The following is a 17,217-nucleotide window of genomic DNA, read 5'->3' as shown; positions in this document are numbered from 1 at the left end:
GAGAGACCCGGGAAACCACATTTGTCCCGAGGCACGGTAGTTTAGGGGATCGTGACGATTTCTCGACGTGCATTGGTTGGTTTTGCTGGCGCCCCCCTGCTCGCGAGCTGCGCCCCGATCCGGTTCGGGCCTTCCGAGGCCCCGATCAACTCAGAGGAGAAGAAGGAGAGGACCGTTGAGGTGGGCTACCTCCGTCGTTCTCCCACAGGTAGACGCCTCGATCTGTCGCACGCCACGCCGATAGGGCTGGTCATCGCCAGCCCCCATTTCGACGCAAAACTCGTCCAGACCCACATCGCTGAAACCCTCCCGATCGAGATCAGCCGGGAGTTTGAGGAGAACGTGCCGTTGCGCGCGCCCGAGGGGAGCGTCTTCGTGCTGGTGGTGATGCAGGCTGGCTCTCCGCTGTTCCAGGAAACAGCCGAGAACCCCGTCGTGGTGCAGCTGCGCAACGACACGCAAACCATCCAGATGACCGCCATGTTCGGCGGCATCGCGCCCAAAGCCAAGGAATCCGATCCGGTGCGCTACAAGAGCCGCTGGGAGTGTTTCGTGGTCTGCGTCAAGAAGGAGTCCTCACTCGATCTGCAGGTCAGCGACGAGGGCAAGGTGCTCGTCGTGGATCTGCGCACGGGCCTGCCCTCGGACGACGAAAGCTGGCGCACCACCGAAGGCATTCGCGAGCGACGCCTGGTGCGAGTAAACCCCGTCGATGGGGTAACCCAACGCAGCTTCGAGGCGCAGCCCCCGGGCTACGGTCCCTCGCAGGGCACGATGAAGATCGGACTCAGCCCGCAGGTCACGCTGATGACACCCTGGAATCCGGTGCACGGCTGGGCCACCGCGGGTCAGATGTGGCTCACCATGAAAATGAATACGAAGGTCGTGTTCGTCGACCTGCCCGGCACCGTCAACCTCGACCTGGCGAACTCCTTCAGCTACACGTCCGCCGACGGCAGCCCCGCCCGGCTGGTGAAGCCGCTGCACATCAACACCAACGAGATCCAGCTGGGCAGGACGGATCTCATCCCCACCTTCGAAGTATCGGGCCAACACACCGGGGCGGTGCTCTCCTTCGTGCCCAACGGATCACTGACCGTCAAATTCCAAGAAGTGAACACCATCACCGGAACCTTCACCACCAACCCGGAACCGATCCGATTCGAGCTTCAACTCGTGAAGGACCAGAGCCGCTTCGAGGAATAGGACCTGCTCCGAAGGGCGATGCGAGGCGCAGCCCTGGGCGGGTGCGGTGGGCTCTCAGAGCCCGCCACTCGCGCCGGGCAAGCGGCTCAGGGCTGGGAGCCCGTTTCGTCCCATCCGGTGGCCGCAAGCGCGGCCGGGTTCGCTGGGCGGGCCGCTACTCCGTCGGGCGCTGCAGGCTGGCCTCGTAGAGCGCGATCGAGGCCGCCACGGACGCGTTCAACGACTCGACCGACGACGCGATCGGGATCGACACCAGGGCGTCGCAGTGCTTGCGCACCAGCCGGGCCAAGCCCTCGTCCTCCGAGCCGACCACCAGCACCAGCGGCCCATCAACGCCGGGCACCGCCCCCAGCTGCGTGTCTCCCTCGCCGGCCAAGCCGACGATGGTGTAGCCCAGCCGGGACGCCTGCTCCAGCGCGCGGTTCAGGTTGCCGGCTTTCGCGATCGGGATCCGAGCCGCCGCACCCGCCGACGTCTTCCACGCGGCCGCGGTGAGCGAGGCGGAGCGCCGCTCTGGGATCACCACACCAGCGGCGCCGAAGGCCGCGGCCGAGCGGATGATCGCGCCCAGGTTGCGTGGGTCGGTGATGCCGTCACAGGCCACGATGACAGCGTCGGAGTGCACCACGTCGGCCAGCAGCTCCTCGGGGTCCGCGTACTCGTACTGCGGCAGCTGCAGTGCGACGCCCTGATGGACGAGCCCGCCCGTCACCCGATCCAGTTCGGAGCGGGGAACATGTAGCAGCGGCACCGAGTGCTCGGCCGCGAACTTCAGGATGTCGCGAATCCTGTCGTCACGTTCTGCGCCCTCCGCCAGGTAGACCTGCTTCACCGGCATGCCGGCTGTGAGCGCCTCAAACACGGGATTACGGCCCACCACCCAGTCGGTGCCCGGCTTGTGCCTGATCTGCCGCTTCGGCTTGGCGGCCTGGCGTCGCAACGCCTCCTGCTTCGCTTTGTACGCCTTGTGGTAGACGCGATCCTCCGCTTTCGGCGTCGGGCCACGGCCCGCGAGCCCCTTGCGGTTGCGGCCGCCGGAACCCGCTGCCTTGGAGATGCCGCGCTTGCCCGCACCACGTCGGGAAGAGTTTCCTGCCATCTAGTTCACGCTCCATTTCGCCCCGTCAGGGGTGTCGGTGATGGTGAGACCGGCTTCGGCGAGCGTGTCGCGGATCGCGTCGGCCGTCGCCCAGTCCTTGGCCGCCCGGGCGTGGGCCCGCTGCGCCAGCAGGGTGGCGACGAGCTTGTCCACGACGGGGGTGAGATCGTTTTGTGCCTGCGCGCCCCACTCGGGGGCGTCGGGGTGCAGCCCGAATACGTCCAGCATCGCGCCCACCGCCCAGTGGTAGCGGCCCGCCGCGGCATGGTCGCTCGCGGTCAGGGCCTGGTTGCCCGCACGGATCGCGTCGAACAGGGCCGCCACGGCCTGCGGGGTGCCCAAGTCGTCGTTCATCGCGTCGACGAAGGCGCGGTACTGCGGCAACTGGCTCGCCCCGTCGGGCTCCTCGACGGGGCGAGCACCCGCCCGCTCCAGGAAGGAATCGATGCGCTCGATCGCCTTCTCGGCCTCCGCGAGCGAGCCCCGGGTGGCATCGTCGGCGGGGGAGAACTCGATGGTGGAGCGGTAGTGCGGCGCCAGCAGGAAGTAGCGCACCGCGCGCGGATCGAACTGTTTGGTGACCTCGCGCACCAGGGCGGTGTTGCCCAGCGATTTGGACATTTTCTCGCCGGACATCGTCACCCAGGCGTTGTGCATCCAGTGGGTGGCGAAGGGCCGCCCGGCGGCGCGCGACTGGGCCAATTCGTTCTCGTGATGCGGGAAACGCAGGTCGATGCCGCCGCCGTGGATGTCGAACGCGGGCCCGAGATACTTGCCCGCCATCGCCGAGCACTCGATGTGCCAACCCGGCCGGCCACGCCCCCACGGCGCGGGCCAGGAGGCGGTTTCCGGCTCGTCCTTGTGCCCCTTCCACAACGCGAAGTCACGCGGGTCGCGCTTGCCGCGCGGGTCCGCGTCCTGCGCCGGCTCCATGTCGGCCACCCGCTGCCCCGACAGCTCGCCGTAGCTCGGCCAGGAACATACATCGAAGTACACGTCGCCCGAGCCGTCCGGGGCGACGTAGGCGTGGCCGGCGTCGATGATCTGCTGGATCAGCTCCACCATCTCCGGGATGTGCCCCGTGGCGCGCGGCTCGTAGCTGGGAGGCAGGCAGCCGAGACTCGCGTAGGCGTCGTGCAGCTCGCGTTCAAACTCGTAGGCGTGCTCGAACCAGTCGACTCCGCGCTCAGCGGACTTGGCGAGGATCTTGTCGTCGATATCGGTGACGTTCGCGACGATCCGCACCCGGTAGCCCTCATGCATCAGCCAGCGGCGCAGCACATCGAACACCACCTCCTTGCGGATGTGCCCCAAATGCGGCGACGACTGCACCGTCAGCCCGCAGTGGTAGATCGATACCTCGTCGGCGACCAGCGGGCGCAGCTCGCACTTCGTGCGGGTCGCGGAGTCGTAGAGTTGAAACGTCACCCGCCCAGTCTACTTGGGGCCGCGCCGGAGGCGTTCAATCGACGCTGTCGCGCCCGGTTTGGCGGGTTTGCGCCCGAACGGCACGAATTTGGGGCACATTCATGGGTATGAGCAACGAACCAGTGACCCTGCAGTTCTTGGGCGCGGCCGGCACCGTCACCGGCTCCAAATACCTGCTGGAGCAAGGAGAGTACCGGCTCCTCGTCGACGCGGGCCTCTACCAAGGCGAGAAGCAACTCAGGCTGCTGAACTGGGAGCAGTTCCCCGCAGACACGATCAACTCCATCGTCCTGACGCACGCGCACGCCGACCACGTCGCCTACCTGCCGGTGCTGGTGGCGCAGGGCTACAGCGGGCCGATCTGGTGCACCGAGGGCACCGCCCGGCTCACGGAGATCGTGCTGCGCGACTCCGCCTACCTCCAGGAGAAGGCCACCGAGGACGCGATCCGTGGCGGCTACTCGAAACACGTGGACCCCCGACCGCTCTACACCACGCAGGACGCCGAGCAGGCCATCCGGCTGCTCAGATGGGTGGACTACGACACCAACCTCGACCTCGACGGCGTGGCCTGGGCGAGGTGGACGCGGGCCGGACACATCGTCGGCTCAGCATCGGTGCGGATCGATATCGGCGAGACCAGCGTGCTGTTCTCCGGCGACCTCGGCCGCGACAACCCGACGCTGCTCAGGCCCCGCGAGACACCCGAAGGGGCGCAGTGGGTGGTGTGCGAATCCACCTACGGCGACCGAGAGCATGAGGAGCCAGCGGTGCCGCACGAGCCGCTGGCGGAGGCCATCAACCGAACGATCGCGCGCGACGGGACCGTGCTGATCCCCGCGTTCGCCATCGACCGCACCCAACAGGTGATGTATGAGCTGGGCCGCATGCAGCGCGACGGGCGCATCCCGGACGTGCCCGTCGTCGTTGACGGGCCGATGAGCATGCGGGCCCTCGACGTGTACCGCGCGATGCCGGAGGAGTTCCGTTCCGACCTGGCCATCAGCGACTTCACCAACCTGAAGAACTTCGTCGAGGCCCGCGGCAGCCGCGAATCCCACAAGGCGCTGCATTCCAACGAGCCCCGCATCGTCGTCAGCTCGTCGGGCATGTTGGAAGGTGGGCGGGTGCTGGCCTACCTGGAGCGGCTGCTGCCTGAGGAGCGTAACACCATCCTGATCTGCGGCTACCAGGCCACCGGAACCAGGGGCCGACGACTCCTCGACGGCGCCCGGCACCTGAAGATTCGTGGCCGGTATGTGCCGGTGCGGGCGGAGATCGCGCAGGATCGCGGCTTCTCGGCGCACGCGGACTCGTCGGAGCTGCTGGGCTGGCTGGGCGCACTCCGCCCGCGCCCCGAGGTGGTGTTCCTCACCCACGGGGAGCCGCACGCGGCGGCCGCGCTGGAGTTGCGCACGGAGACCGAACTCGGGCTCGACGTGGTGGTGCCGAAGCTCGGGGAGAAGGTACTGCTCAGCGAACGGTCGTAGGGCTACTCGCCGGGAACCGCGAACTCGCGGGCTTCCCCGGTCTTGAGGCTCACCTCCAGGATGGGATCGGTGTATCTGAGCAGGTAGGCGGTGTCGCCGTCGGGGGCAAAGGCGAAGTTGACCCATTCTTGGCCGAAGGCTTCGGCGGTCGATTCCCAGATGTTTTGGCGGTCAATGATCGCGAAGTGGGAGTCTCTGATGGCGAGCAGCTGTCCGCTGCTGGCCACCCGAAGGCGCTTGTAGTAGGTCTCGGTGATGCGGTTTGGCTGCTGGTTGTCCCGCAGCAGCCAAACCCCTTCTTTGCCGGACCCATCTCCGCAGGCCGCTAGCGTCCCGTCCGGCATCGGGGCCCACGGCTCCAGGACCGTCGGGAGGTCGCCTCTGATGGTGTAGGTGCTGAGCGAGTCGGGATCGAGGAAGACGACCTGTTGGCCACGATTTTGGCTCAGCACCAGCCTCCGGTTTGCTGCGTCCCAAGCAAGTGAGGATGGCCAGTTCGACAGGGGGAGGCGCACCTGGTCAATCAACCGCAGACTGGCGGTGTCCCAGACGCAGACCCGGCCGTAGTTGTCGAGACCGGCCACGCGGCCCTCGGGGAGCGCACAGAGGTAGTCAGACCGGGTGCGGTGGGTGCTGTTCGGTGCGCTGGCGAGATAGCCGGTGAGGCAGCCGTTTTGGTCGTGCACGGCGATCCTGTCGTCGGTTGTTGCCGCGACGGTGTGGCTGGGGGTGCGGGTGAAGGCTCCGATTGTGGTGCGTGCCGCTCCGAGGAGCCGGGTGGGTTTTCTGGTGGTGAGATCCCACTCGACTATCGCGTTTCGGTAGTAGGCGGAGAGCACTCCGTCGCCGAGGATCAGCTCGAAGCCGTAATCCCTGGACGGAAATACGTAGTCTTCGTCGCTGCGGGGGCTGGAGCAGAGATAAATGGCGGAGAAGTCGTGAGTCTCCAGCGATACGCAGTTCGGAGGATCGGAAGGCACACAGGAACTCGGCAAGGGAGCACGGGGCGGCGGGGCTTCCTCGGGGGAGCAAGCTGTCAAAGTAGCCAATCCAAGCGCTCCTAGTAAAGTGCTTCTGCGGTTGATTCTCATGTCTTTTCCTAAAGGGTTGTGCGGCTGTTACGGTTCAGGGTGCCATCGCTTGGCCTCCTGGGAAGGGCTACTCCCCAGGCGTGGCGAATTCATGGGTTTCGCCTGTGCTCAGATCTACTTCCAGGATGGGCTCGGTGCGCCTGAGCACGTAAGCGGTGCCGCCGTCGGGCGCCAGGGCGAAATCGGGTGGATCGTTTTGCAGCTCGCGGGTAGGCGGTTCGCGCACCACATCGCCGTCAAACAATAGGGTGGCGTCCTTGCTGGTCAGAGCGAACGCGCCCGATTCTGCTGCGCGCAGGCGATCATAATTCGCGAAAGTGACGCGGTGAAAATCCAGATTGCTGTCCAGTAGCAGCAGCCCGTCGATGCCATTTCCACTCCCGCAGGCCGCAAACTGCCCGTCGGGCAGAGGAAGCCAAGCCTCGTTGATGAAGGGCAAACCGCTGTGCGCGGAATGCACGACAAGCGGGTCGGGATCCAGGAAGAAGATGTCTCGCCCTTGGGTTGCGGTCACGACGAGTTGGTGCCGGGTGGCGCTCCAGTGCAAACCGCTGGAGGGGCCGCCCACCGGGAGCTGTAGCCGGCCTGTGGGCCTCAGGTTCGCGACATCCCAGACGCACACCCAGCCGTCCTGGCCGGTCGAGGCGACCCGGCCGTCGGGGAGCGCGCAGAGCGATTCGGTCCCGGTCTTGTGAGGCGATACGGGGTGGCCGGTGAGGTATCCGGTGAGGCAGCCGTTTTGGTCGTGCACGGCGAGCCTGCCGTCGGTTGTTGCCGCGACGGTGTGGCTGGGGGTGCGGGTGAAGGCTCCGGGCGCGGTATGTGCTGCTCCGAGGAGCCGGGTGGGTTTTCTGGTGGTGAGATCCCACTCGACTATGGCGTTTCGGTAGTAGGCGGTGAGCACCCCGTCGCCGAGGAGTAGTTGGTGCCCGTACCAGGTGGGAGGGGTCCTGTCCTGGTCGGAGTGCTGCGCGCCGCACTCGTAAGGGGCGGAGAAGTCGTGGGTTTCCAACGAGACACACCTCGGCGGCTCAGCCACCGAGCACGAGGAACCGTGCGGCGGGGGAGAAGCCGACTCGTCACCCAAAGAACAAGCAGTCAAGAAACTCAGGCTGACCGCGCCGAGTAATGTTCTCCTGCGGCTCACATCCATGAAAAATCCCTTTCGATAAGGCCTGATGGGCTCGCCGCGAATGTGTCGGAGGTTCGCCTCAGCGCAGACAAAATCCAACGAGATCCCGAGACAAGGTTAGGCCAGGAAAGGGTCATTCAGGCGGTCTGGTATTCCGGTCAACGGTCTGAAACAGCCAAGGCTCGCCTCGTCGCAGCCTGGCATTAGTCTCCGACGGGCCCTAACCCTGCTCGCGGGCCCTGGCGCGGAGCGCCTCGATGTCGAAAGAAGCCAGCACTGGCACGTCGGGGTCGTTCGCCGCGTCCTCCCACGGGTCGTAGGGTGGCTCCTCCTCGTCGTCCACGAAACCCTGCGACGGATCGTACTTGTTCACGAGTTCCCGCTCGCTCAGCGGTTCAAACGCGCTCAGGTGCTCGTCGGGCAGGCTGCGTAACACGTCATTGATGTAACCCTGCACCGCTTCCTCGGTGGGAACCGAGCGATTCTCGCGCTGCGACTGATACCAGCGGTAGTCGAGCATTTCGTGGAAGAACTGGGCCGGGTCGCGCTTGCCGGTCAGATCCGGCGGGATGGCGTAGACGGCGGGCTCGAACACCTCCGTCAGCCACTTATGCGCGGCCACCGACTCCGGTACCTCGTAGGGCAGGCTGGCCCGATATGTGTCCATGTCGTTCAGCAGGCGCCTGGCTTGATGCTCCTCGGCATCGATCCCGCACAGCCGCATCAGCCGTCTCGTGTGATGTCCCGCATCCACCACCTTCGGCTGCATGCGCACCTTCTTGCCATCCGCCGACGTCGAGACGTCGATCTCTGCGACGTCGAACCCAAGGCGATTGAGCCGTCGCACACGCCCCTCAAGCCGGTAGAGCTCGGACTCGTCGAACTCCTCAACTGCGGTCAGTTCGTTCCACAGCTGGTGATAGCGCTCGACGATGGTGCTCACGAGCCAGCTGGGTTCCAACGACTGGTCCAACAGTCCGCCAGCCTCCAGATCGAGGAACTCGCCGAACAGGTTGGTGTTGGCGATGTCGAGATCGTGCATTCGCTGCCCGTCCGTCAGGCGAGGGTGCACTTCGCCCGTCTCGGCATCCACCAAGTAGGCGGCGAACTCGCCCGCGTCCCGGCGGAACAAGATGTTCGACAGCGAAACGTCGCCCCAGTAGAAGCCGGTGAGGTGCAGGCGCGCCAGCAACACCACCATCGCGTCCAGCAGCCGCTGCACCGTCTCGTGTTTGATTCCGCGATGAAACAGCGTCCGGTACGGCAGCGAGAACGGCAGATGCTTCGTTAGCAGGATCGGATCCAACGGGTTTCCCGCAGCGTCGGTGCGCCCCAACACCACCCCGATCGGCTCCACCGCAGGCACCCGCAGGCGGCGAAGCTCGGTGAGCAGCCGGTACTCCCCGACGGCCGAATCCTCAATCACCTCTTTGGCCGCGACGATGTCCTGGCCCACCTGGATGAAGCGCACTACGTGGCGCGAAATGCCGCGCGGCAGGGCGACAAGCAGGTCGGTTGGCCAGTCGGAAAGCGGCAGCTGCCAAGGCAGTCGAAGCAGGTTGGCGTCGGGCTTGGCAGCGAGAAACCTGGGCATGCCAGCCAGCCTACCCCGCGCAGTGACCCACACCGAGCGCCCGCTCCGTGGCGGACGAAAGCGCCTCGACGATGTCTCCGCGGGCCTCCAACCCCACGCTCAACTGCAGCAGGCCCTCGGTGATGCCTGCGGCATGGCGCGCGCCAGGGGCCAGCGCGGCGTGCGTCATCGTCGCGGGATGACATACCGACGACTCCGCGCCGCCCAGCGACCCCGCCAGCTGGAACACCTCCAGCCCGTCGAGGAAACGCTCCACGGCGGCGCGTCCGCCGCCCAGTTCGAAGGAGACGATCGAACCGGGCGAGGCCATCTGCCGCTGAACCACTTCGCTTTCCGGGTGGTCCGGGAGCCCGGGGTAGTGCAGCGCCGCTACTGCGGGATGGCCGTCGAGGGTGTCGACCACAGCGAGGGTGTTCTCGGCGTGCACCCTGAGGCGCGCGTCAAGTGTGCTCAGCCCCCGCACAGTGAGGTAGGCGTCGAACGAACCTGCAGCGATCCCCAACGCGCCCGCCCAGCGTGCCAGCTCATCGGCCAGCTGCGGCTCGCGCGCAATCGCGGCCCCGCCCACCACGTCGGAGTGCCCGGCGATGAATCTCGTCGTCGAATGCACCGCCACGTCCGCCCCCAGTGTCAGCGGCTGCTGCAGTAGCGGGGTGCAGAAAGTATTGTCGACGACGACCGTCGCCCCCGCCGCGTGGCCGAGCCGAACCGCCTCTGCGATATCGGTGACCCGAAGCAGCGGATTCGACGGCGTTTCCACCCACAGCAGGCTCGCCTCCTCGGCCAGTGCGGCGCCCAGGGCCTCCGGGCGATGGGTCGGCACCAGCGTGAGCCGGAGTCGGCTCCGCTCGGCGAACATGGTGAGCAGCCGCCAGGCGCCGCCATGGCTGTTGGCGGATGCGACCACGCGCCCACCAGCCGGCACCAGTGCCTCCACCAGCAGCGTCGCTGCAGCAGGCCCCGAAGTCACCGCGACGGCGCCGGCCCCGCACTCCAAGGTCGCTAACGCGGCGTTGAGCGCGTCCCATGTGGAATCCCCGGCGAGCAAGTGGCGGTCTTCCGGTCCCTGGCTGAGCAGGGCAAACAACTGGTTGGGCTGTCGACGGCTGGGTGCGGCCGCCGCTTCCCAGCCGGTGTCCGCGCCCAGTCCCGAACCCACGGCCCTGGTCCAGCGGCTTGAATTCGACATGAGCGTCTCCTGAAAATCTTGGGAGACAACACTAACGCGGCACTGGCTCAATCCGACGATGCGTCCAGGAACGACAAGATGAAGGGGCCGGACCGGGGAACGCCTCTCGGCGCGAGGCCGCTCGAAGCGGCAAATATTGGAGCCCGGGGTTACCGCGGCCCGGCAACACCACTCTACTGGCCTCCGGGCGAAGACCCAAGCTCAGCTCAGCTTGCCCGCCCGCCACAGCTGTGCCGCCCGACCCAGCTCCTCGGCGTAGCGCGCGTAGCCGTCGGAAAGCTCGCCCAAGGACTCCGCCCCCGCCGCCTGAACGCGACAGAACGCGGCCGCCCGGTCCAGTGCGGCAGCGAAGTCGCCGACGAACGCCCCGGCCAGCACCTCGTCGGCGACGCGCACCACGTCGTCGGGAGCGGGCAGGTGCGGGGCACCCGCAACCGCCGCATCCACGTCGGAGGCCAGCGGCTGCCCGGCCCGGTGCAGCAGCCCCGCATGCTCCGCGTCGCCCGCGACGATGTGGCGCAGCGAATAAACCCGCCAGAGCGCTCCCGGCAGCGAATCAGCCGGCCTGCCAGCCCAAAGCTCCGCCACGTCGTCCACGCCATGCTCGGCCGCATACCCGACGATGCGTTCCGCCAACTGCGGATCAGCGGCCGCGCGTACCCGGTGCAGCAAAGCAGCGGCCGAATCATGGGCGAGCGACTCGGATGGATCGCCGGCACCGACCAGCGACTCCAGGAAATCGCCGGGGCGACGAACAGGCTTATGAAACTCACGCACACGTGAATCCTACGCCGTGCCGACCAGTGGGTAAACGAAAAAGGGGCCCGAGCGGGCCCCTTTCCCTTTGCGAACGGCATCAGGAGATGCGCAGCTCGGAGACGTTGGAGAAGACGTGCACGTGGGACGGATCCGCGGCCAGGCGGACGACCTCACCCTTGTGCGGAGCGGTGCGGCCGGCGACGCGGGCCACGATCTGCTGCGCGGACAGGCGCTCCTCGTCGGTCAGACCGGAGAGGGTGCCGTACAGGTAGGAGTCGGCGCCCAACTCTTCGACCACGGCGATGTCGACGCCGATGCCCTGCCCATCGTGTGCGACGTGCAGCGCCTCGGGACGGATGCCGAGGGTCAGGGTCTCTTCGCCCGCGGCCTTGGCCAGGATTTCGCGGGCGACCGGAACGACGTAGTCGCCGATCTGGACGCCGCCCTCGACCTGCTTGCCCTTGATGAGGTTCATGGCGGGAGAGCCGATGAAGCCAGCGACGAACAGGTTGACCGGGGCGTCGTAGAGTTCCAGCGGGGAGGCCACCTGCTGGAGCAGGCCGGCGCTCATGACGGCGACGCGGTCGCCCATCGTCATAGCCTCGACCTGGTCGTGGGTGACGTAGACGGTGGTGACGCCCAGGCGCTGCTGCAGGGCTGCGATCTGGGTGCGGGTGGAAACACGCAGCTTGGCGTCGAGGTTCGACAGCGGCTCATCCATGAGGAAGACCTGCGGCTCGCGAACGATCGCGCGGCCCATGGCGACGCGCTGACGCTGGCCGCCGGAGAGCGCCTTCGGCTTGCGGTGCAGGAACTCCTCCAGGCCGAGCAACTGCGCGGCCTTCTTCACCCGCTCCTCGCGCTCCGCCTTCGACTTGCCCTGCATCTTGAGCGCGAAGCCCATGTTGTCGGCGACGGTCATGTGCGGGTAGAGGGCGTAGTTCTGGAAGACCATCGCGATGTCGCGATCCTTCGGAGGCAGATCGGTGACGTCGCGGTCGCCGATGAAGATGGAGCCCTCGTTGACCTCTTCGAGGCCGGCGAGCATGCGCAGCGAGGTGGACTTGCCGCAGCCGGAGGGGCCGACGAGAACCATGAACTCGCCATCCTCGATTTCGAGGTTCAGCTTGTCAACGGCGTTGCGGTCGGCGCCGGGGTAGCGGCGGGTAGCTTCACGAAAACTTACGGTGGCCATGCCACATTTCCTTTCCACGGGCAGGTACGTGCCCGACGATCCGTAGTGGAGGTGAGCCTCTTCCAAGGCCCAATCAAGAACGATACACCGGGAGGGGCGGGTTTGCGTCATCGGGGGGTTAAGCGGACGTTGATACTATGCACCGCGTGAGCGCCGAACCGAATGCCGTGGACAGCCCCGAACCGGACCCGAGTGTCGACGACACACGGGAGAAGCCCTGGTGGGACGACGAGGGCATGCCCTGGAAGAAGGAACCGACCAGGGCCGACTACTGGTGCATGGGCTGGTTCGGCATCATCGCCGTTTTCAGCCTGATCCTCATCCCGACGCGCGCCTACCTGCTGGCCGCGGCCCCGGGACTGCTCGCCGTGATCACGGGCGGACGCACGGCCGTCACGGCGTCCGGCGCGCTCGCCGCCGTCGGTCAGATGGATTACTGGGCCGTGATCCTGTTGGGCGCGACGATCATGAGCCTCAAGTTCGATTGGGTCTACTGGTGGGCGGGCAGGCTCTGGGGCCGGGGAATGATCGAGGTCTGGGCGGGCTCCAGCAAGCGAGCAGCCAGGGGATACGCGCGGGCCGAGAGGTGGGCGGAGAAGCTTGGACCGTTGGGCTTCCTGATCGCCTACATCCCGATGCCGCTGCCGTTGATGCAGGTGGTCTTCGTGCTTTCGGGCGCCAGGGGGTTGAGCCTGAGGCGCTTCCTCATCTACGACTACTTGGCGAGCACCGCCTGGCTGCTGTTTTACTTCTGGCTCGGCTGGCAGCTGGGTGAGCCTGCCGTCGATGTCCTCGACGCCTACGCCAAGATCGCGGGCTACGTCGCCATCGGCCTGCTGGTGCTGGTCGTGGTGTCCGCGTTCTGGAAGCAGGGCTCCCGCGCGAGGCAGCAGGGGCAGTAGGGCGACCCGCGACGCCTCCGTGAGGTGCCAAAGGGACCCTCGCGGAGGCGGTGGCTACTGCGTCCAGGTCCAGCGCGCGGTGTCGATGGTGCCGCCTGGGCTCAAGGGCGGGAGAAGATGGCCACCAGGAAGGTGGACTCCGGGGTGAACGGCTTGAGGTCCCAGCTTTCCAGCGCCACGTCGAGGCGCAGACCGGCCGACTTCGCGTCGGCGAAGAACTCGTTGAAGTCGTATCCGCGGCCGGCGCCGAAACCGACGATCGCCCGCCCGCCCTCGGTGAGGTGCCAGGCGAACCTGCGCAACACCTCGACCCGCGTCGAAGGGGCGAGGAAGCCGATCACGTTGCCGGCGCACACGATGACATCGAACGGGTCGGTGATGCCCGCGGCCGGGAGATCCAGCTCCGCGAGATCCGCCACCACGTAGGTGGGGCCGGGATGGTCCTCCTCGGCCGCGGCGATCAACGTTGGGTCCACGTCAACGCCAACGACGACGTGGCCGAGATCGTGCAGGAACTTGTCTAGTCTGCCCGGGCCACAGCCGGCGTCGAGGATTCTGGAGCCGCGCGCGCACATGGCGTCAACGGTGCGCGCCTCACCGAACAGGTCGTGGCCGTTCGCGGCCATCCTCTTGAAGCGGTCGATGTAGCGCTGAGAGTGGGCAGGATCCTGCTCAATGATGCGTGTCCAGCGGCTGGGCTCCACCATCGTGGCTCCGATCGGTTGCGGATTGGGTCAGACTGAAGGATAGCGCCCGCCGGCAACCGTCGAGTGGAGCAACCCGCCAGCGCGCCGGGGCCCGTCAGATTGGGCTGGCCGCGCGCATTCCCTGAACCGCGTCGATGACGTGGTCGAGCACCTGCTGCGTCGCAAAGGCGTCGTAGTCGCCTGTCGAAGAGTCGGTGAAAAGGTGCTTCCTGCCCTCGAACAGGTGCAGTTCGAGCTGGGGCAGGACGGCCTGGGCCTCCCGAACGGCCTCGATGTCGCCGTCGCCGACGAACAGCGGGTCCTCGGCCATGGCGTAGACATGCATGGGCAGTTGCGGCCAGTCGCTCGTATCGGCCTCGAACGGCGTGAAGCCGTGGAAGAGTAGCCCACCGATGCTGGGCTTCGCCAGCATCATGTGCTGCGCGGGTACCACGCCCAGCGAGAACCCGCCAAAGATGATCCGGCCGTGGATTTCCACGCAGCTCTCTTCCGCGCGCTGCAAAAGAGTCGCGCAGCTGACCCGCTCCACGTACTGGAAGGCTTCCTCAACGCTGCTGAAGACCCGGCCCTCGAACAAGTCGGGGGTGCGAACCGCGAAGCCGCGCGAACGCAACTGATCCGCGAACTGACGCACGCCGTCGGTGAGGCCGAGGGCGTGATGGAACAACACGATCTCTGTCATGGCCAGACGCTAGCAGCCTGGCTGGGCAGATTACGTGATTCACGGATAGTGGATTTATTTCGGACCCGGGCTGGTGAGGGGCGCGATCGACGCGCGGTCAACTGCCCGGGACGAGGGGTCACCGAGGGGTCAAATGGAGCCCCCTGAGGGAGTCGAACCCTCGACCCTCCGCTTACAAGGCGGATGCTCTGGCCGCTGAGCTAAGGAGGCGTGGGCCCTATTGTGCCCTATTCGGGCGACCGTTGCCACGCGACGCTAGGCTCATGGGCGTGGATCGAACGCGCGGATTGTTCGTCGGGTTGGTCACGCTGGATGTCATCCAGCTGGTCGATCGACTGCCGCAACCCAACGAGAAGATCAAGGGCCTGGCCGACGAGTTGGCCGCAGGCGGGCCGGCGACGAACGCCGCGGTCGCTTTCTCCGCTCTCGGCGGGTCAGCAACCCTGCTGACTCGGGCAGGGGACTGCCCGGCCTGGGCGCTGGCAGCCGCGGACCTGGCCGGGCGTTCGGTGCGTTGCGTGCGCGCGCCGAGCGTGGCCGGCCGGGGCCTGACCGCCGCGACGGTGCTGGTCACCCGGGCGACGGGGGAACGCGCCGTCGTGTCCACCCACGATCGCAGCCCCGCGGGCAAGACGCAGCCCGACTTCTCCGCCACCATCGAAGGGCTCGATCTGGCCGGGTTCGGCGTCGTCGAACTCGACGGGCACGAGGCGGATCTCGCGGCGGCGGTTGCGCGGCGGGCGCGGGCGGCGGGTGTGCCGGTAGTGCTGGACGGGGGCTCGTGGAAGCCGGCAACGTCCTCCCTGTTGCCCCTCACCGACGCGGCGATCGTTTCGGAGGACTTCGCGCCTACCGGGGTTGCCCCCGAAGCGGTGCTGGACTTCCTCGTCGAGCAGGGCGTGCGGCATGCGGCGATCACGCGCGGTCATCTGCCGATTCGCTACGTCAGCGACGGCGTGTCCGGGGAGGTGCGGGTCCCGGCCGTGCAGGCGGTGGACACCCTGGGGGCGGGGGATTTCTTCCACGGGGCGGCCTGCCATCATATCGCGCGGGCTGGGCTCACGCGGGAGTCCTTCGTCGCGGCGCTGGCTCTTGGCGCGGAGGTCGCGAGCCGCAGCGTGCGGTCCTTCGGTACCCGGTCGTGGCTAGACGCCTGAGGCGGCGACGAAGACCTGCCCGGCTCCGATAACCTCCACCTCTTCCCAGGCTGGGATGAAGACGGCCTCACCCTGTTTGAGCTTCAACTCGTGGTTGCTGCGGAAGGTGAAATCGCCGTCCGTGACGAGGGCCACCCGGCCGGTGTCGCCGCGGGGCATGGTGACCGGTGCGGCGGTCATCGGGGTGAGGAGCCACACCTCGAACTCGGGGAAGTCGGTGGGGTAGCGGTAGACGCCGTCGGCCCCCTCGGGGCGGAGCGTCTCGGGTTTCAGCGCGGAGAAATTGGCCAGCCCGAGCAGGCCGTCTACGTCGATATGCTTCTTGGTGAGTCCGCCGCGCACTATGTTGTCGGATGAGGCCATGACCTCGACACCAGTGCCGCGCAGGTAGGCGTGCAGCACGCCCGCCTCCAGCGCGACGGCTTCGCCGGGTTCGAGCCGGAACCGATTGAGGAGCAGGGCGGCGAGAATACCTGGGTCCCCGGGGAAGTGCTCGTCCACCTCGACGGCGGTGCGGGCGAAGTCGCCCAGCGCGCCCCCGGCGTCGAGGAACTCGACGGCGCGGGAGAGCACCAAGTCGACCAGGTGCCGGCGCTTGCGGATGGTGAGGACGTCGAGGAACACCTCCTGCAGGGCGAGTGTCTCGGTGCGTTCCCGCAGCGGGCCGATCACGGAGGTCAGTTCCTGCGCGACGCCCAACTGCTCGAACAGCTCAACCGTTTCCGCCGGGTCGCGGAAACCCAGCAGCCCTTCGAAGGGGGTGAGCGCGATGATCGCCTCCGGCTTGGGCCAGTCGTCGCGGTAGGACCGTTCGGGGTGGTTCAGCGGGATGCCCAGGAGGCTCTCCTTGGCGAATCCTTCGACGGCCTGCTCCCGCGATGGGTGTACCTGGATGCTCAGCGGGCTTGCTGCGGAGAGCAGCTTCATCATGAAGGGCAGCTTCTCTCCATGTGCAGCCACGGACTCCGCGCCGATCTCCTCTGGATGATGTTGCAAGTAGTCGGCGAGCGTTTCTTCGGGCGAGTCAGCGAAAGTGGCCGGGCCCGCGTGGTGCGCGCCGAGCCAGTATTCGGCCCACGGTCTTCCATCCGGGGTGCGTCCCAGAACCCTAGGAAGCTCCGAACGGTCGCCCCACGCGAAGTGTTGGACGGTGCCATTGATAACACGCATTCGGTTGCTTCTCCTCCTCCGAACCGGAAACAGTGGCCATCGTACCCAACCCCGATGGATCGGGGTTGCTGGCCCTGAGGCTCTCGTCCTCCGTCGTCGAGCCAGCTAGAATCGCGCATCGTGGGAAACGGCGCGAACGACTGGGGGCAGCTGTCCGCGCACGACGCGGCGGTGCTCGACTTCGAGGACAGCTGGGATCGGACATCCTCGCCGAAGGATCAGGCAATCATGGAGCGCTTTGGTTGCTCCTCCGCCGCCTACTATCAGCGTCTGAACCTGCTGCTCGATGACCCGGCCGCGCTCTCCTACAAGCCGGTCCTGGTGAAGCGCCTACTCAGACTACGATCCCAGCGCCAAGTGGCTCGCGGGTCTGAACTGCTGAGGTGAACTCCGGGAGCGGTGTGAAAATACTCGGG

16 protein-coding genes and 1 tRNA gene are annotated in these 17,217 nt (G+C 66.9%); 5 read left to right on the top strand and 12 right to left on the bottom strand.

What is annotated here, in order from left to right; all coding sequences use genetic code 11:
• The first annotated feature begins 51 nt into the window (after window positions 1-51).
• Complete coding sequence (locus EII42_RS05835; RefSeq protein WP_125171178.1) at window positions 52-1,206, top strand: hypothetical protein; 1,155 nt, start codon at window positions 52-54, stop codon at window positions 1,204-1,206.
• Window positions 1,207-1,360: 154 nt separating this feature from the next.
• Here the strand turns inward: EII42_RS05835 and rlmB are convergent, their stop codons facing one another.
• Both rlmB and cysS read right to left on the bottom strand, forming a co-directional pair.
• The gene (gene rlmB / locus EII42_RS05830) at window positions 1,361-2,305 is read right to left on the bottom strand and encodes a 23S rRNA (guanosine(2251)-2'-O)-methyltransferase RlmB (RefSeq protein ID WP_125171177.1); all 945 of its coding nucleotides are present in this window, start codon (window positions 2,303-2,305) and stop codon (window positions 1,361-1,363) included.
• Entirely contained in the window at window positions 2,306-3,733 is a 1,428-nt protein-coding gene (gene cysS / locus EII42_RS05825; RefSeq protein ID WP_125171176.1) for a cysteine--tRNA ligase, read from the bottom strand. It abuts the gene before it with no gap.
• A 107-nt stretch (window positions 3,734-3,840) separates the two neighbouring features.
• Here cysS and EII42_RS05820 point away from each other — a divergent pair, with 107 nt between their 5' ends.
• Entirely contained in the window at window positions 3,841-5,223 is a 1,383-nt protein-coding gene (locus EII42_RS05820; protein ID WP_233558290.1) for an MBL fold metallo-hydrolase RNA specificity domain-containing protein, read from the top strand.
• A 2-nt stretch (window positions 5,224-5,225) separates the two neighbouring features.
• Here EII42_RS05820 and EII42_RS05815 read toward each other — a convergent pair whose 3' ends face one another.
• From EII42_RS05815 to EII42_RS05790, 6 genes are all read right to left on the bottom strand, one after another.
• Entirely contained in the window at window positions 5,226-6,203 is a 978-nt protein-coding gene (locus EII42_RS05815; RefSeq protein WP_125171174.1) for a hypothetical protein, read from the bottom strand.
• Between the two features lie 178 nt (window positions 6,204-6,381).
• Entirely contained in the window at window positions 6,382-7,416 is a 1,035-nt protein-coding gene (locus EII42_RS05810) for a WD40 repeat domain-containing protein (protein ID WP_125171173.1), read from the bottom strand.
• A 250-nt stretch (window positions 7,417-7,666) separates the two neighbouring features.
• Window positions 7,667-9,040 (bottom strand): DUF4032 domain-containing protein, encoded by a 1,374-nt coding sequence (locus EII42_RS05805; protein ID WP_125171172.1) that lies wholly within the window; start codon window positions 9,038-9,040, stop codon window positions 7,667-7,669.
• Between the two features lie 10 nt (window positions 9,041-9,050).
• Complete coding sequence (locus tag EII42_RS05800; RefSeq protein WP_125171171.1) at window positions 9,051-10,229, bottom strand: PLP-dependent aspartate aminotransferase family protein; 1,179 nt, start codon at window positions 10,227-10,229, stop codon at window positions 9,051-9,053.
• 201 nt (window positions 10,230-10,430) lie between these two features.
• On the bottom strand, window positions 10,431-11,006 hold the full coding sequence (locus tag EII42_RS05795) for a DNA-directed RNA polymerase subunit beta (RefSeq protein ID WP_125171170.1): 576 nt from the start codon (window positions 11,004-11,006) through the stop codon (window positions 10,431-10,433).
• A 79-nt stretch (window positions 11,007-11,085) separates the two neighbouring features.
• A complete protein-coding gene (locus EII42_RS05790) occupies window positions 11,086-12,183 on the bottom strand; it encodes an ABC transporter ATP-binding protein (protein ID WP_125171169.1) in 1,098 nt (365 codons plus the stop codon).
• A 146-nt stretch (window positions 12,184-12,329) separates the two neighbouring features.
• On the opposite strand from EII42_RS05790, the gene EII42_RS05785 reads away from it, so the two are divergent.
• Entirely contained in the window at window positions 12,330-13,085 is a 756-nt protein-coding gene (locus EII42_RS05785; RefSeq protein ID WP_125171168.1) for a DedA family protein, read from the top strand.
• 101 nt (window positions 13,086-13,186) lie between these two features.
• On the opposite strand, the gene EII42_RS05780 is transcribed toward EII42_RS05785, so the two are convergent.
• The 3 genes from EII42_RS05780 to EII42_RS05770 all read right to left on the bottom strand — a co-directional run bounded on the left by EII42_RS05780 (window position 13,187) and on the right by EII42_RS05770 (window position 14,684).
• Window positions 13,187-13,792, bottom strand: a complete 606-nt coding sequence (locus EII42_RS05780; protein WP_125171167.1) for a trans-aconitate 2-methyltransferase — start codon at window positions 13,790-13,792, stop codon at window positions 13,187-13,189.
• 94 nt (window positions 13,793-13,886) lie between these two features.
• Window positions 13,887-14,474, bottom strand: coding sequence for a dienelactone hydrolase family protein (locus EII42_RS05775; RefSeq protein ID WP_125171166.1), 588 nt, complete (start codon window positions 14,472-14,474; stop codon window positions 13,887-13,889).
• Between the two features lie 134 nt (window positions 14,475-14,608).
• Window positions 14,609-14,684 (bottom strand) — tRNA-Thr (locus EII42_RS05770).
• Window positions 14,685-14,743: 59 nt separating this feature from the next.
• Between EII42_RS05770 and EII42_RS05765 the strand changes: the two genes are divergently transcribed.
• Window positions 14,744-15,631 carry a PfkB family carbohydrate kinase gene (locus EII42_RS05765; protein ID WP_158676421.1) on the top strand — a complete coding sequence of 296 codons (888 nt, stop codon included), beginning with the start codon at window positions 14,744-14,746 and terminating at the stop codon, window positions 15,629-15,631.
• Here the strand turns inward: EII42_RS05765 and manA are convergent.
• Window positions 15,620-16,801, bottom strand: coding sequence for a mannose-6-phosphate isomerase, class I (gene manA, locus EII42_RS05760; protein ID WP_125171164.1), 1,182 nt, complete (start codon window positions 16,799-16,801; stop codon window positions 15,620-15,622). The two genes, EII42_RS05765 and manA, sit on opposite strands and share 12 nt — an antisense overlap.
• Window positions 16,802-16,921: 120 nt before the next feature.
• Here manA and EII42_RS05755 point away from each other — a divergent pair, with 120 nt between their 5' ends.
• Window positions 16,922-17,188 (top strand): DUF3263 domain-containing protein, encoded by a 267-nt coding sequence (locus EII42_RS05755; protein WP_199729807.1) that lies wholly within the window; start codon window positions 16,922-16,924, stop codon window positions 17,186-17,188.
• Window positions 17,189-17,217 lie beyond the last annotated feature (29 nt).

Source organism: Tessaracoccus sp. OH4464_COT-324 (genome assembly GCF_003932855.1).
Classification (GTDB): domain Bacteria; phylum Actinomycetota; class Actinomycetes; order Propionibacteriales; family Propionibacteriaceae; genus Arachnia.
Note: the sequence above shows the minus strand (reverse complement) of the source record. Positions and strands in the feature narration are given on the sequence as shown.